The 17,213-nt window shown below is 39.3% G+C and carries 13 protein-coding genes, 1 pseudogene and 1 riboswitch; of the genes and pseudogenes, 1 reads left to right on the forward strand and 13 read right to left on the reverse strand.

Features of this window, described 5'->3' with window-relative positions; translation table 11 throughout:
- Positions 1 to 13 precede the first annotated feature (13 nt).
- Genes essC through BK584_RS10065 form a run of 4 tightly spaced genes read right to left on the reverse strand, consistent with a single transcriptional unit; the run spans position 14 to position 6,368 of the window.
- A complete protein-coding gene (gene essC / locus BK584_RS10050; RefSeq protein ID WP_078392473.1) occupies positions 14 to 4,429 on the reverse strand; it encodes a type VII secretion protein EssC in 4,416 nt (1,471 codons plus the stop codon).
- An 18-nt stretch (positions 4,430 to 4,447) separates the two neighbouring features.
- Positions 4,448 to 5,755: a type VII secretion protein EssB gene (gene essB / locus BK584_RS10055; protein WP_078392474.1), complete on the reverse strand. Its 1,308-nt coding sequence runs from the start codon at positions 5,753 to 5,755 to the stop codon at positions 4,448 to 4,450.
- A gap of 27 nt (positions 5,756 to 5,782) precedes the next feature.
- On the reverse strand, positions 5,783 to 6,022 hold the full coding sequence (gene yukD / locus BK584_RS10060; RefSeq protein WP_078392475.1) for an ESX secretion system protein YukD: 240 nt from the start codon (positions 6,020 to 6,022) through the stop codon (positions 5,783 to 5,785).
- Positions 6,023 to 6,074: 52 nt separating this feature from the next.
- Entirely contained in the window at positions 6,075 to 6,368 is a 294-nt protein-coding gene (locus BK584_RS10065; RefSeq protein WP_078392476.1) for a WXG100 family type VII secretion target, read from the reverse strand.
- 448 nt (positions 6,369 to 6,816) lie between these two features.
- Between BK584_RS10065 and BK584_RS10070 the strand changes: the two genes are divergently transcribed.
- Positions 6,817 to 7,869, forward strand: a complete 1,053-nt coding sequence (locus tag BK584_RS10070; protein WP_078392477.1) for an acyltransferase family protein — start codon at positions 6,817 to 6,819, stop codon at positions 7,867 to 7,869.
- A 20-nt stretch (positions 7,870 to 7,889) separates the two neighbouring features.
- Here BK584_RS10070 and tenA read toward each other — a convergent pair whose 3' ends face one another.
- From tenA to BK584_RS10110, 9 genes and pseudogenes are all read right to left on the reverse strand, one after another.
- The gene (tenA, locus tag BK584_RS10075; RefSeq protein ID WP_078392478.1) at positions 7,890 to 8,561 is read right to left on the reverse strand and encodes a thiaminase II; all 672 of its coding nucleotides are present in this window, start codon (positions 8,559 to 8,561) and stop codon (positions 7,890 to 7,892) included.
- Positions 8,539 to 9,846 carry an acetylornithine deacetylase gene (locus BK584_RS10080; RefSeq protein WP_078395529.1) on the reverse strand — a complete coding sequence of 436 codons (1,308 nt, stop codon included), beginning with the start codon at positions 9,844 to 9,846 and terminating at the stop codon, positions 8,539 to 8,541. The genes tenA and BK584_RS10080 overlap by 23 nt, the downstream gene beginning before the upstream one ends.
- 54 nt (positions 9,847 to 9,900) lie before the next feature.
- A riboswitch (TPP riboswitch) is annotated at positions 9,901 to 10,003 on the reverse strand.
- A 207-nt stretch (positions 10,004 to 10,210) separates the two neighbouring features.
- The gene (locus tag BK584_RS10085) at positions 10,211 to 10,999 is read right to left on the reverse strand and encodes an SDR family NAD(P)-dependent oxidoreductase (RefSeq protein ID WP_078392479.1); all 789 of its coding nucleotides are present in this window, start codon (positions 10,997 to 10,999) and stop codon (positions 10,211 to 10,213) included.
- Between the two features lie 190 nt (positions 11,000 to 11,189).
- A complete protein-coding gene (locus BK584_RS10090) occupies positions 11,190 to 12,536 on the reverse strand; it encodes a GntP family permease (protein ID WP_078395531.1) in 1,347 nt (448 codons plus the stop codon).
- Between the two features lie 101 nt (positions 12,537 to 12,637).
- Positions 12,638 to 13,633, reverse strand: coding sequence for a 4-hydroxythreonine-4-phosphate dehydrogenase PdxA (gene pdxA, locus BK584_RS10095; protein WP_078392480.1), 996 nt, complete (start codon positions 13,631 to 13,633; stop codon positions 12,638 to 12,640).
- A gap of 17 nt (positions 13,634 to 13,650) precedes the next feature.
- Positions 13,651 to 14,937 (reverse strand): four-carbon acid sugar kinase family protein, encoded by a 1,287-nt coding sequence (locus BK584_RS10100; RefSeq protein WP_078392481.1) that lies wholly within the window; start codon positions 14,935 to 14,937, stop codon positions 13,651 to 13,653.
- Between the two features lie 19 nt (positions 14,938 to 14,956).
- Positions 14,957 to 15,718, reverse strand: coding sequence for a DeoR/GlpR family DNA-binding transcription regulator (locus tag BK584_RS10105; protein ID WP_367579289.1), 762 nt, complete (start codon positions 15,716 to 15,718; stop codon positions 14,957 to 14,959).
- 284 nt (positions 15,719 to 16,002) lie between these two features.
- Positions 16,003 to 16,122: pseudogene (locus BK584_RS24140) on the reverse strand (family 1 glycosylhydrolase); the annotation flags it as partial.
- A 136-nt stretch (positions 16,123 to 16,258) separates the two neighbouring features.
- Positions 16,259 to 16,879, reverse strand: coding sequence for a DUF998 domain-containing protein (locus BK584_RS10110; RefSeq protein ID WP_078392482.1), 621 nt, complete (start codon positions 16,877 to 16,879; stop codon positions 16,259 to 16,261).
- Positions 16,880 to 17,213 lie beyond the last annotated feature (334 nt).

The following is a 17,213-nucleotide window of genomic DNA, read 5'->3' on the forward strand; positions in this document are numbered from 1 at the left end:
CACCTCAATTGTCCTAGGCAGGAGCCTCTGGTATTCTTATTTTTGTCTCTATTCCATTTACAACATAGTAGCCAAATCCTGGCTTAATTTCTTCTTCATTCCGCGTGAATGTAAGATTAGTAAGTGTTTGCTCTCCTTTTTTCATGACAAAAATGTAATGACGTACAAGCTTTAATTCTGCCGTTAATGGATCAAACCCTTTTGTGAAATCTGTCGCATTACCTGCTACCACAGCTTTAAACCCTAAATGGGATGTATTTTTAATAAGTTTAGCTAATGCATCTTGCAGCGAAGCATCAATTGTTTGTTGAAAACGAGCCAAACTATCTACAAACAATAGTAGCGGTTTAAAAGAAGGTAAAGCATCACCGCGATTTAACGCGTCCATGTATTCAGTCTCTCTCTCTTTCATTTTTGCTTCGACAGACCCAATCCATTCTTTAATCTGTTCTTTCTGATCAATATAACGAATCTGTTCATGTCCAGCATAACTAGACATTTTGCGATCCATTCCATCAAATAAACCAATTTCATCTACTTCACGCTGTAGATAATAGGTCAGCAATACTTTCCCAACATTCGATTTTCCTTTTCTAGGCTGTCCAACAATAAGCAAATGCGGTTCAGCAGCTGTTTGTAAAAATACTGGTTTCACCGTATCTTCATCAAGTGCAAACGGAATATCGCCTCTCGTATCATCCACCCGTTTTTCAAACGCACTAAAAGGCAGTTGCGTCGGCAACATCGCAATTGGTTCTGGCAACAAATAACCTTCAAATTGTTGCTTTAAACGTGCTATTAATTCTTTTGCAGTAGCCATCATTTCTTGTTCATTCACTCCGGAAGCAGGTAAGTACATTTGCGAGAAATAAAGAGATTCTTTTGAGATAATAACGCGTCCTGGAATCGGCTCAATCTCATACTTACTCCGACCTATTATCGAATAAACCTCACCTTTATCAATCAAATAGTGAATGATTTTTGTTTTAAGATTATTCATTAATGGTTGTCGCAATGAATTGACCCTAGATGCTGCTATAACCGTATAAATGCCAAGCGATTGTCCATCTCGTGACACTTGGGTGATAACTGATTCTAGGTGTTCAAATTCTTCCTTCACTAAATCAAAATTATCTATAAATAAAAAGATAAACGGTAACGGCTTATCACTTACCTCGTTGTACATAGTAAGATTACTTACTTCGTTCACCAGAAATAGCTCGCGACGCTCATTAATTGTTGCTTTAAGTAAAGCAATCACTTTTTCGATTTTGCGCTTTTCATCAATTTTTAAATAGTCAGCAGTGTGTGGTAATTGCTTGTAAGGCAAGAGTGATCCATTACCAAAATCAAACAAATAATAATGGAGCTCTTCCGGAGAAAATACCTGAGCGAATTGCAAGATCATTGATATTAAAGTCGTTGATTTTCCATAACCACCGGAACCTAATACAGCCACATTGCCATCTTTAATCCAATCATAGGTAATATCAAACTGGCTTTGCTTCTCTGGTTCGTCTGCTAGAGCAATCGTGAAAGACTTCTTCAATCCCTTGTTTTCCTTCGGTTGGATCCAAGCACCGAGTGGTTCAAGCCAAGGGCTTGATGCTTTTTGAATAGCTAATCTCTCAGTTGTCTCCACAATCTCTTCTACCACTGCTTCCATTTCTGTTTTGCTTTTTTGTTTTTTTCTAGGAGCTACTTGCACATTCGAAACCGGAACAAGACCAGCATCAGTTACAAGTGCAACATCTTCTTCCCCTTCATGTGTTTCTCGTAAATACGGCGCACCACTCCAGGCAGATTGGAACATTTCATACAGCTCATTGTTTCCTACTTGTAAGTAGCCTCTACCCGTAACGGTTAAATTAGCAGCGTCTGTATTTTTTAAAATTTCTTTGGAATCTTGACCATCTTGCACTTTTAAGGCAACGCGGAATCTAGCATTACTCCATATTTGGTTATCGATAATTCCTCCTGGCTTTTGTGTGGCTAAAATAAGATGTACGCCTAAACTACGCCCGATTCTTGCAGCACTGACGAGTTCTTTTATAAATTCAGGCTCCTCGTTTTTTAATTCGGCAAATTCATCCGAAATGATAAACAAATGAGGCATCGGCTCGAGCACTTTTTTTTGTTTATATAAGTCCATATAGTTGTCAATGTGATTAACCTTTGTCTCATCAAAGAGGCGCTGCCGTTTTCTTAATTCACTTTTTATTGAAGCCAGTGCCCTCATACTGAAGTTCTTACTTTCGTTTATGTTCGTAATTGTCCCTAACAGATGTGGAATGTTTTTAAATGGCTGGGCCATGCCTCCACCTTTGTAATCAATCAACAGAAACGCAACTTCATGAGGATGATAATGGACAGCCAACGATAAAATGTACGTTTGTAAAAATTCACTTTTACCAGAACCCGTTGTTCCTGCCAATAATCCATGTGGCCCGTGGGCTTTTTCATGAACATTTAATTCAAGTAAATCATCCTTTGCTTTAAATCCAACCGGAACCGCTAATGACTCCGCACTATTACTTGTTTTCCATCGCTGTCCAATTTCAAGCTCCTTCGTCTGCCGTACATCAAACAGCTCTAAAAACGAAACCATATCAGGAATTGAACGGCTCATACCTCTCAAGTGATTTAAAGATGCTAACGTGCGCGCAAACGATTCATTTGTTTCATCTTGGTGTTCATCAAAAACAAAACGTTTGTGTTCGGCTTTACGATCACGTATAACGATTTCTCCCTCTTTCTTATTAATCGCTTTAACGATTGTATGGACATACTCAGTTATATTCTCTTGTGCATCTGTTATAAAAACAACTGAAAAACCTAGGTTTTTATTAGGCCCCTCTAAATACTCCATAATTCCATGATCGCTAATAAGTCCTCGATCCGCTATGAGAAAAACAAAGTGTGGCCCAAATCTCCTTTTCCCATCTTGCTCCAAATCCCGTTCACGAATCATCTCATAAATAGACGTCAGTAATTGGTCACGCGTACGCTCATTATAAATGAACCCTTTTGCATACATATGGGGCAATTGAAAATGAGGCAACCACTTCATCCACTCCCAGCTCGTATATTGGTCTTCACCAAAAACTGCGACGAAGCGCAAATCATGGTAGCTGTGAAAAAACGCAAGTTGCCCGACCATCTGTGCCACTTCACGTTGCACCGTTTTCAACTGTCCGATATAACCAATCGAGCCGCTGGCTAAATTCAAACTTAATGGTGCATGATCAACTTTCGAATAGTAGTCTTTCAGTTTTTCCCCTTCTTCTAATAACTCATCACGATCACGGTTTGCTAAATCTCCGCCAGGATCAGCAACTTTAAAACTTATCGGTATAGAGGATCTCCCTACACGTACGGCCATAAAATCTTCATCATTTATCGTTTTTTCCCAAATTCGACCACTTAAGTTAGATACCATGTATTTACTCGTTTCAAATGAAGGAAAATGATAGTCCAATACATGGCGCTGCTTTTCTACAAGTTCTTGTAGTTCTTCTCGTTTCTCCTTTAAGTATCTTGTATAGACACGTTGGCGCTTTTCCTCTTTTCGTTTACGCGTTTTTCGATCACGAAAATAGTTAACGGTTGAAGTAATAAGTGTTACCATAAACATCGTTACCGATATAATAATGAAGATTCCTCTTGGAATTAATAGTGCAACAATCCCCATCACAATTAACATAACTAGTGGGGGCAAGATAATCAGCCATAATGCTCGAGGGTTTTCATCCGCTTCTTGACCTGGAATGGAAAAAGTCACTCGATCGCTTGGCTCTTCGTATATAATTCTAGGCGTCCGGCGGTAATCAGGATAATTTTTTTTTCTTTCCGAAGTCGGCACCTTTATTTCATGCAAATGTGTTTCTAGTTGTTCGGTAGATTCAATCACTAATAGATCATCTTCTTGAATGGAAAATGAACACAAACCAATTAACAATAGATCGCCGTTGCTTAATTCATCTGAGGCCGCTATCGTACGCCCATTCACATAGGTCGTGCCACTTTTAGGATGAACAATCCACTTACCGTTTTTTCTTTGAATGGTACAAGTTCCTGGAGAGTATTTATGTGGCACCTTAATATCTGCACCATCTTCATTAGAGATAGTGAATTGTATTTGATCACCTATATAATACGTTCTAGCGCTCCTCTCCTCATTTGTAAATAAAAACATGACAGAGCGCTTGTTTTCCTCATAAGTAAAGGTTTGCCCTGATCCAATTTCCCGCACCATACCTTCTGTTTCGATTTGGCATAATTCGTTATCTTCATTTATTTTAAGACGGTGTTCAGTTTGCAGCACAGGTACTAGTACATCTGCATTTTCTGAATTCCCAACCGAACGCTCATTTTGACTAAGTTCTAATTGTTGAATGTAAGTATCATACATGATCCAGACATTGTTCATTGCTGCACCCCACTTAGCCTACTCGTTATCGTCTTCATCATCATTGTTTTCTTCTTCCTCATTATCATCTGTAGAAGATTCATCCTGGTCTTGACCATCAGTATCCTCTGAACTTTCATCGCTTAAATCATTTGGCTGTGAAGCTGCTTCCTCTGAATCTTGTTCCCCTTCTTCCAATGCTTCCATATAATCATCAATCACTCTTTCAATCTCAGATAACAAAGCATCACGGTCTTCACTTGAAAGATCTGTATCTTCTCGTACTTCCTCACGCCATTTTAAATTGGCATATACGATGAGATGGTCATCTTGCAAGTTCTTGGCGATATCATTCGCTTCTTCATTATCGCCTCGTCCAATAGCAATCCAATAGTAAAAGTATGGTTCTGCCGACTGTAGCGTCAACGTATTTTGAACATTCGCCGCTTGTTCCATATTTAAGTTTTCATTTGCAACATAAGATTGAGCAAGTTGATAGTTAACCACTCGGGGCATTTGTTCTGGATTATAAGGTTCTAATTCAGAAATCACTTGGCTCGAATTTGTATTTAAAAAAGCTTCATTACTAGAAATAAACGCTTCGTACCGAGGTTGCAGAAAAAATAGCGCATACACGATGTATACACAGGTAGGAACAAGTAAAAATAGTATTACAAAAAAACTCGTTTTATAGATGGTCCACTTCTTTTTTGGAAGCGCATACGATTGACTATCTTTCTCCTCTTCTGCTTTAATCCATAATTCGATCTTTTCCAGCAAACCGTCTAGCGTTTCAGATTCCATTAAATCCTTCGCGAGAGGAGAGAGCTTCATCGTATCAGTAAAATTCATGTACTCGGAAAAACGGTGCTCTCCATCCAGGAGCACTGCAAGCGTTGTTTGCAGCTCTAAAAATACCTTATCTTCATTTCGTTCATAAGGAGGCAAGCTTTCCTTAACACCATAATATATAAACGAAACAAGTAAACTATCATTTACAAGCAGGTTTTCCGGGCACACAATTAAATTGAGTCTTTTTGTTTGATGTTGTTTCACTAGTGAGATTAACGAGTGAGCAATCGTCAACTTGGCAAATTGTGACTTTCTGCGGAATTGGCTAAATGGCACCATCCGCATCTTGGGTGTTGCACTTATAATGAGCTCGTCTTCTTTTTCCTCAATAACTCTATCAATCAGTTTATCTTTTTCTTTTAGAAATTCGATTTCCAATGAATCGGATAACTTTACTTCAGCTGTTTGAAATGTTAGCTTATATGTGTCCGATCCAGAGTCTTTTGTAAACTCAGCACCGGTTTTCTGTTCTAAGTAAAATGCCTTTTGTTCCATCCCGTCTCCGACCCCTTCAAGAAATGCTTATAAAATCTCCAAGCGATCCCCATTTGTCACTCCATTTTGTGCAAGTATTTGTGTACTATGTAAATGGGAGTCTTTGTTTTGGATACGTATCCAACTTCCATCTCTCCGAGGAGCCTTCAGATTTTCCATCCCCCATACCAAGTCAACCACTTTCTTAGCTGAATATTGGTCTGAAAGCCTTAAGTCAAACCGCTTGCCCGTATATCGGTGCATATCAATCGTAACTGTTATATACATCACATTCCTCCATAAGGAAGGGCGCAATCGATAATTGCGCCCTAAAAACCTATTAGCCGCGAATATTGCTTGCGATCTGCTGGTCTGTATCTTGAAGCGTTTGTCCAGTGCTTCTAATCTGCTGAGAAACTTCTTCAAGAAGTGTACCCATACGTTGAAATGAAGGTTTAAGCTCATCGTATTGAGCAATAAATGCTTCGCGAGCTTGACCATCCCACATCGCTTCTAACTGGTTTCTATACCCATCCAACGTTGAAACGAGATCTTGAACGCGCCCACTCGCTTCAGTGTACTCTTGAGCTTTAGTAAAAAGTTCTTCAGGTGTTACGCGAATATTTCCTGCCATATAAATCTCCTCCTAAATAGTTGATACTTACATGGTAGCTACTGGGAGTTTTTCCAGTCAACTATAATCATCCAAAATTCGAAAAATTGGTAGGAAAGTACCTACTCTATCAAATTTCGCGTTCGACAATTATAGCCTTTTACCCGGTTCTTCTTCTTCATTTTTCTGGAAATTTCTTAGTTCTGAGATCTATTACCCTTTGTAAAAACATTTTAAACCTCTATTTCGAAAATTTATTTTCTCATATTTGTAACATTATTTTACGAACGTATCATATCCATATCAATTCTTGTAACACTGTTCAAAAATTACCGCAAAATAAAGGTTAAAGTCAGTAGTTACGTAAAGCTGTATGTAAGTATTGCCCACAAGGTTTCTCAACGATCTAACGTGTGTATACTACATTTAAAGAAGGACTTTTGTTCATTAGCAAAGGATGTGATTAACAATGGACAAGCGAATTAACTGGATTGATGTAGGAAAAGGGTTGGGTATTATTCTTGTTGTAATGAGCCACGCTCCAATGGATGCAACTCTAAAGACGTTTTTATTTGCTTTTCATATGCCATTATTCTTTTATTTATCTGGAGCCGTTTTTCGCCCAAGCGATATAAGCGTTTGGTCTTTTATTAAAAAGAAATCACGAAGCTTGTTGTTACCTTATTTCCTTTTTTCGGCAATCACTTATCTTATTTGGTTTTTTATTCTTCGCCATTTCTCATTCACACCAGGGGAAGGGGTAAATCCAATAAATCCGTTTGTAGGGATTTTTCTTTCCACACCTGAGAACTATCAGTTAACATACAATCCCGCCATTTGGTTTCTAACATGTTTATTTCTAGTTGAATTATTATTCTTTCTATACCACCGTATAACAACCGGAAAGTTTTTACTGTTATTCTTAGCAACAAGTGGAGGAATTGGCTACTTTACTACATCACTTGAGTTTGCATTACCTTGGAATGCGTTTGTCGCATTAACTGCTCTTGTGTTTTATGGACTCGGTTATGCAACGAAGCATTATTGGAAAGAACTTTCTTGGAGTAAAGTCATTCCGATATCGAGCATTCTTTTCTTATTTATCTTTATTCTTCAGTCGTTCAGTTCAGAGCGTGTTGACTTAAGAGGAAATATAATTGGTGACAGTGGTATTTTATTTTATGTAGGGGCCATTACTGGAATTGCAGCATTTATTTTGTTCATAATAAAAATACAACACTCAAAAACACTGCTGTTTTTAGGAAAGAATTCTATTGTCATATTACTTGTCCACATGCCAATCTTGAATTTTGTTCGTGCCGGAATGCATTACGGAGTTGGTATTGATTTAGACATCGCTAACACATTGCCATGGACGTTTTTCTTCACAGCTACAACTATCACACTAACAATTCCATTTATTTACTTTTTTAATAAAAATCCGTGGTTTCTTGGAAAGAAACCTTGTGAACCCATCAAAAAACAAGCATTTCCACTTCAGAAAAACGCCGTCTCCCGTTAAGGAGCGGCGTTTTTTTATTCCTATTCGACTGGCCATCCTTCTTTTTTATAAGCCATATCCCAAAACATATATTCATAACGACTTGTATTTAAAAAGATCGCTTCAATTCGGTTTAACTCTTCCGGGGTTTTACCGTCTGCCAACTTGTCCAACGTAGCAATCAACCATTCTGCTATTTCTCCAAACTCATCTGACGAATACATTTTAACCCATTCACCATATTGCTCATGTTCGAGCGCTCCTGGTATTTCTGCTAGTGCTTTTCCAATTTCGTAATAACTCCAGGCACAAGGCAAAATCGCTGCAATTAATTCAGCAAGTGACCCTTTCTGGGCTTCAGCCAGCATAGCGCTACTGTATGCAAGTGTCGTAGGACCAGGAACCGTTGCTTCTAATTCTTCACGTGATATACCTAATCGTGCTGCATAGTTACGGTGCAATTCCATTTCTGTATTTAATGTTTCATCTAGCGCAGCAGCAAAGCCTGACATTGTTTCTAAATCTGGTGCAAGCACACTTCCAAGGGCCATCACACGAGAATAATCAATTAAATACTTATAGTCTTGGCACATATAATATTTAAACGCCCCGATATCCAGCGTGCCTTGACCTAGTTCTTGAACAAATGGATGAGCATGACTTGCCTTCCATATAGAGTCTGCACTTTCTCTAATTCGCTTCGTAAATGTCATGTGAACGCTCCTCTTTTGATTGATTACACCAATTTAGCATAAATTGTAAAATAGATTTCGTATAAAGGATTAACTGTTTTATTTCTACATGCTCATCTACTGCGTGCGCATGTTTTAATTCTCCTGGACCGTAACAAACAGTTGGTATCCCATACTCTGCCAACCATCCTCCATCATTGACTGAGGAAGACATTCCTACCTGTGCATCACTTAAGAAAATCGATTTATGCGCTTCCTTCAGTGTAAGCGCGCCTCGATGGTTTTCATCAATTGAAAAAGAAGGAAACACTTCACCTCGATCCTCTATCATTGATGAACCTCCCCATGTAAAGGTGGGTGGGTGGTCCTTCATCCATACATCCGCTTGAGCAGCGGCAAACAAATGCGCTTCAATTTCTTTTGCGACACTGTCAGCAGTTTCATTCGGATAAAAATGAACAGTAATCCAGAGTCTACATTCATCAGCGATAAACGCTGCATGACGGCCTCCTTCAATTACAGCAGGATTTATTGTATTTGCACCTGCCGGAAAGCCTGGATATGATTTAGTAACGGCCCAATCCCTTTCTAGTTCTTGTAAAGCGTTCATTAATTTTGCCATTTTTTCAATAGCACTTGCAGCCTTTACCCCACCACCAGCATGAATCATTTGATGACGCGTTCCATCATGATGGGTTGTTGGACTTTTCAACGTTATCCAACCTGTTATAACGCCTCCTTGACCATGGAGTTCACAATTACTTGTGTCAGCTACAAGTGCATAATCTGCTTTATATCCACGTTCACAACAACTCTTTGTACCAGCTTCTCCAACTTCCTCTCCAGTAACAGACTGAAAAATAACATCACCTTGGAGGTTCACATTGTTGTCATGAAGCAATTTCAAAGCAAATATACATGCGCCTAAGCCACCCTTCATATCTGCTGCTCCTCGTCCATAAAGCATGCCATTGTCTACAAACGGATTAAAAGGTTCATGTTCCCACTCTTCGTCACTACCAACAGAAGCTACATCTACATGCCCATTCAAAATTAGACTTTGATAAGTATTAGGGCTCTTACCTTTCTTCACCCCGACTACGATCGGATCACCTGGATAGAGCTCCCACTGTTCCACATTCAGATTCATCATCTGCAATTGCTTTGAGATGTAGTCCTGAATAGCTGCAGTATTTCTAGCTGGTGGCGCCTCCGTTTGGTACGATAGGAGATCAGATATAAGTTGAATTAATTCATCACTTCTCGTATCAACTTGACCTAAAATATCGTCGATTTTCAAATGAATACTTCCTTTCCACAAAAAAACCACTTCTCATATAGTGGGAAAAGTGGCAGGAAATACACATTTTGCCTACTTCCCTCCGCTAGTATGAACTAGATCAGGTCAATAAGGGTTAAGGCTACGCCTCTCTCAGCTAAAAATAGCACCCCCAGTGGCTTTTTTTATAATGTTCTATGTCAACGCTACCATAGGAACTTTAATCGGGCAAGCACTCGCTCAAAAAAGAAGAGAGTCGTATTCATTCGGCTTTTCTTTCTTACAGGTTTGTCCTTGCTTTTGGTGTTCACCCATGCTAATGGAACAGTCTTTTCGTCTTAAGTGCACGTGGTTATAAACGTATGATTTTAAATCACAAGCTTTTTTAAACTTACCTCATCACACTACCGCCAGAAATTTTTAATGACTCACCTACGATATTCGTAGCGGCATCAGTCAAAAGAAAAGCAATAGATCGAGCTACTTCATTTGGTTCTGTTATTCTACCCGTCGGCAGACCTTCTTTTACTTTTTCAAATTGATCTTCAAAGGAAATTTTATTTCTTTGTGCTTTGTTGTTCATTGCATTTCTCCCCATTTCTGTGTTAACAAAGCCAGGACAAACCGCGTTTACTCGAACACCATACTCAATTGCTTCTAATGCAAACGACTGCGTAAACCCAATTAACGCAAACTTACTCCCAGCATACGCTGTATTCGCATATGTCCCACGTAAACCTGATAGAGAAGAGACGTTTATCACAGCTCCTTGGTTTTGCTTTTTTATTGATCGGTAAGCTTCCTGAGTCAACAAGATTAGTGAGATGAAATTTGTTTGCATAATTGATTGTAATGTATCCTCATCAAGATCCTCCACTGTCGATCCACCACTCACACCCGCAGAATTAACGAGGCCGTAAATTGGACCATGTTGTTTAATGGCTTCTTCAACCAATTCTTTTCGATCCTTTTCGTTATTTAAGTCAGCTGTTCGGACAAAAACACGCTTATCCTCATTTATGTCTTTTTTCAGTTCATTAAGTTTTTCTTCGTTTCGACCGGTAATCGTTACATCGGCACCCATCTGTACAACTGTTTTGGCTGTTTCATAGCCAATTCCTCCTGTTGCGCCTGTAATTAGAATATGTTTATCTTGCAATGCATTATGTGAGAAAATCATTTACTTATCCCCTTGTTTATTCTCTTTTTTGAGTAACCTATTTTCAATAGATTTAAACAGGTGTTAGACAATTTGGTCACTTGATCTACTGAAGCTCCAATTTTTTATCACAATAGAGGAGCTCTCTTCAATACAAATAAACGAGATGAGTATAAAACTCACCTCGTTTGTTTGTTAAGTTCATTTACATTTAGAAGATAAAATCTGCAATAATTAATAAGATAAGAGAAACAAACCAAGCAATTGTTGTTGGGACTGACCAAACTAGAATCTGTTCTTTTGCTTGTTTAATACCAATCGTGCGGTTTACAACCCAGAATAAGCTGTCATTAAAATAGGAGAAAAATAATGAACCTAGCGCCGCTGCCTGTGCGGCCAAAACCATGTTTACATCCATTCCAGAGAGTATCGGAGCAGATATAGATGCCGCTGTAATCATCGCGACTGTTCCGCTTCCTTGGATAAAGCGAACAAGAGTTGCAATAACGAATGGAAGAAGAATCGCAGGTACTCCCGTATTTACGACAATTTCTGCAATATGGTCACCAACGCCCGTTTCTCTCAGAACAAAACCAAGAGCTCCACCTGCACCTGTAACAAGTAAGACAATCCCCGCTTGCTTAATCCCTTCCTCCATGCGCTCCAGTGCTTCTGCACGTCGAACATGACCGAATAATCCGTATATTGCTAATAATACAGCTATACCTACTGCAATGACAGGATTACCGAAGAAACGAATATAGTCAACAATTGTTCCAGACAGTTCCATAGCAGTAACTGTTGTATTCATGAAAATGAGTAATACGGGCACAATAATTGGCAGAGCGGACCGGAATAAAGATGGCAAATTTTTACTTTCTTTCTCTTCCATCCAATCATCCACAGAAATTTGTTCCTCTGGACGAATCCAATCCATCCCATCTTCACTAGGTAGTTGATAGATCCTTTTTCCTAACCATTTTGCGTATATAACCATGCTAATAACAATAGGTATAGCAAAAATCATTCCTGCTAGGATCATTAAACCAATGTCAATCCCAAAAATCCCAGCTACTCCAAGAGGACCAGGGGTGGGAGGAACAGCGCTGTGCATAACAACTGCACCACCAGCTAATGCAACAGCAAGTGCAACAATTGATTTCCCTGATTTCTTAGATAGTGCCTTCGCAAGGGGACTTAAAATAATGAAGGCAGAGTCAACGAAAATCGGTATTGCCACAATATAACCAGTTAACGCCATTGCCCATTCTTCTTTTCGTTTTCCCAATACTTTGACAATCGTATAGGCAAGCCGTTCTGCCGCTCCCGAAACCTCTAAAATTCGTCCCATCATGACACCAAAACCAATAACAATGGCAATAGATCCAAGCGTATTTCCAAAACCTTGAGTTATGGCGTCAATAACTGCAGGTGGGGTCATTCCTCCAATTAACCCCGTTATGGAAGCCGCAATGATGAGTGCTAAAAAGACATGCACTTTTGTTTTGACAACAAGAAAGATTAATACGATGATTGCAATTGCGAGACCGACTATCATTTGATTTCCTGACACTGGTACATCCACAAGTCATTCCTCCTTTTAAGTAAGCGCTTTTATATCGGTTAAAAGCATAGGCTGCGTGATGCAGCCTCGCTTCATTATGCATTAACAAAATGTGGTGCGTATTTCGCTGCCAGTTTAATGCTTTCTTCCATGCTGACAGAGCTTGCGATTCCTTTTCCAGCAATATCAAATGCTGTTCCATGGTCAACAGAAGTACGTAAGAACGGCAATCCGTTTGTGATAGAAATCGTCCGATGAAAATCTGTCATTTTTGCAGCGATATGCCCTTGGTCATGATAAAGTGACAAGACTGCATCATAACGGCCATTTAATGCTTGAAAGAAAACAGAATCAGCAGGCACAGGTCCTACTGCGTCAATTCCATCAGCTCTCGCTAATTCAATACCAGGCTTAATTTCATCCATTTCTTCATAACCAAACAATCCGTTTTCGCCGCTGTGAGGATTTAAACCAGCTACAGCAAATTTCCGACTTTCAACACCAAGTTGTTTAAGTGCATCATCACAACGAATCAAATAATCTTGTACACGTTCTTTTGTCATTTGTCCGATCGCATCTTTTAAAGACAAGTGACGTGTTAAGAAAAAGATACGCATATTACGAACTTCAAACATTGTGAGTGGATCATCGATGCCAGACAAACCTGCAAGCATCTCAGTATGCCCGATATAAGGCACCTCTGCTGCTTTCAGAGATTCCTTATTAATTGGTGCAGTAGCCATGGCTTGAACCTCGTTTGTTTTACATAGCTCTGCTGCATGTTTAATGTATTCAAACGCTGCCGTGCCACATTCTGCATTCACTTCCCCAAATTCATAAGCTGATAGCTCCGCAAAATCAATCACATCAATCGTTCCATATTCGCCAATCGCTTCTGATGGTTTTTTAATACGGTTCAGTTTCAAATCTGCTTTTTTCACAGGCAATAATTTTTCAAGAACTGCCGCATTCCCGATTACTACAGGCGTACACACATCATAGATTTCTTTTTTATCAAGTGAGCCAATTGTAATTTCCGGCCCTATGCCTGCTGGATCTCCCATTGTTACTGCAATCATTGGCTTTGTCATCGTAAACCTCTCCCTATTTATCTAGATTTTGTTTCAATAAACTTTACACATTCATAAATGGCTTTCTTATCACCAATTAATCCACCTTTTGTCACAACAGGAAGGCCATCAAAATAACCTCCATCAAATGTGCCATAAGCTGCAAGTGGCATAACCTCATCTTTTAATGCGATTCCATTGGCACGACCAAGAGCGCAAACAGAAGCCGTTACATCTCCTCCACTTGTAAAACAACCAACAAATGCCACTGTATCACTTGTTAATAGTTTTCGGCTAATTGTTGCTAATCCATCTGTAATTCGTTTCGCAAGTGCGTCACTACTTTTATTTTCACTCAGTGCCTTGGCCTTCAAATCGACAAGCTCTTGTCCTGGTTTATGAGTGGTCACAATTAAGATACGATCCTCTTTTGCTTGCTTAAGAGCGGCTACTGTCGCCCTATTTACTTCCTCTTCCCATGAACTCGTATAACTAGCAAGCGGCTCTGGATTTACATAAATAGGAGAAGAACCTGTTTTATCTATTAAATAGGAAAGCTGTGTACCTGTTAAACTAGTCGCACTCCCTACAGCAACAAGGATATTCGCTTTTTTATTATGCTTTTTCGTAACCGCCCGAGCATAGCTTGCTGTAAGCGGGCCGGGATCAGCACATAGAAATGTTTTCCCAGTACTTGCTAATGCTTCTGCTACATCTTCAATTTGCTCATTTGTTGTAGCATCAACAACTATGACTTTATTTCCCTTAGAAAGCTCTTGTGAGAGCCCTTCCAAAAATGCTTTCTGGCCTTCCATCACTGCACTTAATCCAATATAACCAACTTGATGATGCGATTGTTCCTTCATCAATTCCGGAACATAAGATTTTTTTATTGGTGAGATTGGATCTTTTGAAACATACGTTTCTTGAAGTGGAACACCGTCAAGAAGCAGATACCCACCTGCCATTGTTCGACCGGAATCAGGGAAGGAAGGCATAATGATACTTACTGCACCATCACTCATATTCGCTAACATTTCATCAATCTCAGCGCCTATATTTCCTCTTACCGTGCTATCGATCCGCTTTGTAAAAACCTCGGCTCCCCAATCATTTAATTGCTTCATTGCTCGACTAACTCGCTGTTTTGCCAAATCAGTTTCTATATAGCGGCTATCTGTATCCATAATGACTGCATCATAAAAACTATTAACAGGCAAGCTAGCACTATGCACAATTGTTGTTGATTGAAACCCTTGTTTTACCAACTTTACACCAGAAGCATTAGCGCCTGTTAGGTCATCTGCAATAACGCCTATCTTCATTTGGTTCCCCTCCAATTATCTAAAACTGCACTAATTGAATCTTTTCGTGATAGGTTTCTGCCTCATTTTCACTTAATCTGGCATCTGAGATAATACCTTCTAATAAACCTAAATCACAAACATGTGCAAATGCTTTTTCATTAAACTTACGTGAATCACTTATAAGCCATGTTTTTTCAGCAGCCTCCATCATCAACTGCTTAATTCTTGCCTTTTCAAGAGTGGGTGCCGTAACCCCAGCATTCTTATCCACCGCATGCGCTCCTAGTATGAACAAATCCACGTGGATGGTTCGAAGTAACTCCTGCGCATGGGATCCGTAAAGAGTACCTACTTCAGGCTGAACTTCTCCACCCGTAACAATGCATTTAGGTTTCGCATTAATTAATTCTGACGCGATTTTTATATCATTTGTAATGACCGTTAAATCATCGCGATCCTTGAGTAACCTGACTAACTCAAGTGTCGTTGTACCAGAATCGATCAAAATGGTTGCATTCTTTTCAATTAGTGCAACCGCTTCTTGTGCGATTGCTTTTTTGGCTTGCAGTTCTTCAACTTCTTTACGAGCATATGGCGTTTCTTTTATTAACGACTTATGGAGGATAGCTCCCCCATGAGTTCGGATAACTTGGTTCTCTGCCTCAAGTTGCGTTAGATCACGCCTAATGGTCATATGCGATACATCAAGCGATTCTGCTAATTGATCAATATCCGCTTTTCCATTTGCATCTAAAAACTGTTTAATTTGTGATCTTCTTTGTTTAGGATTCATGTTCATTTTTCACACCCTACATTGTAAATTTAAAACAATATCAAGCTTAAGTCAATAACTTTTGTTCTTTTTTAACGTAATTACATTATAAATATGTTCATTTCGATCATTCGTAATGCTTGTTCACATAGAAAACTTACCCTCTTATCTTATCGTATTAAAATGAGTTTTGCCCATGTTTAAACGTCTCACCCGGACAACTTATCCTTTGTCGTTTTAATGTTTACAATTAAATTTTTGCAAATGCTATGTTCTGGTCCAATGCCATTATGAAAACGATCCGGTTCCTATTCAAACCAGTAATCCCAAATATTCTTGCCTTTTCCTCCAACGGAAGAAGCCCCTTCCATCTGTGTAGCCGGGGCAGCTGTTCCAAAAAAGAAGTTTTCGGATAATGTATGCGCTATCATAAATGCACCTGCTTTCTTTTTTGTTTCCGCTATTATAACGTTGCCGTCACGATCCAATTTAGCTCGGTTTTTATTTAATTGATCCAGCTAATCTTTGATTTATCCATAAACCGTTCGCCTTGTACATCTACTTGTCTTATTTGGTTCTATCATTCGTAAGAACCAAACTCATTCCAATGCCCCAACTATAAATTATCCCGTAAAAAACACGCTGCAATAGTCCTCCAATTTCCAACGGAAAAAAGACGATAAGAATGAATCCTACGAAGATTAATAACGTAAGGAAACAACAGATATACGACAACCATTTGCCTTTTCTCATATTTAACCCAAATAATCCGATTGCAGGAATCACTGCAACCATGGCAATCAAAGCAGGTACAGTATGCCAATCGAAATGAACATTTGCTGGTATGACGCTAAACCCATTGCCAATAGAAAACACAAGCAATAATCCAACTGCTACCTTAATCGTTTGGCTCTTCTGTGACGCCTGATACAAATAGAAAGTACCCACACTAATCGCGATCGCTGTAAGCAGAAACAAACCATTCACGATAGCCGCATGAGGGGAGCAAATGTCATAATTTGCCCATGGATACGTATTTATTCCGCATTCAGTAACGCCTAAGTCACTCATTGGCTGTTGAATCGCGCTATAGGTCGCTTGAGATGCAGCAATTGCGAGAGGCTCATACAAAAAATAGGCGGCAGCTATGACCCAGCTGCCAATACCGATGAAAGAAGGTATTCTCATGTTATTCACTCCTTTTTCTAAACCTACTTTTTAGTTTAGCACTCACTATGCGAAAAACCATTCATGCGTGTAAGGCATTCTATATGATTCTTGTCATAGATTTTACTCTTCCCATGTTTCTAGTAGCTCAACACCATCTTCCACCTCCCATAGCAAACCGAAAAATGGTTTCTTTTAATTCCTTTTGTTTTGTCCGGACGGTAAATGTTGCGGAATCGCATAAAGCTGACTTCCAAAGGAAAGAAGTGAAGCAACTGCTCTGCTTTAGATACTTTAGAAAACAGCTGCTTGATCCCTTCGAACACTCTACCCCGTGTTTTTTGTCAGCAACACT

Source organism: Shouchella patagoniensis (assembly GCF_002019705.1).
GTDB classification, from domain to species: Bacteria; Bacillota; Bacilli; order Bacillales; family Bacillaceae_D; genus Shouchella; species Shouchella patagoniensis.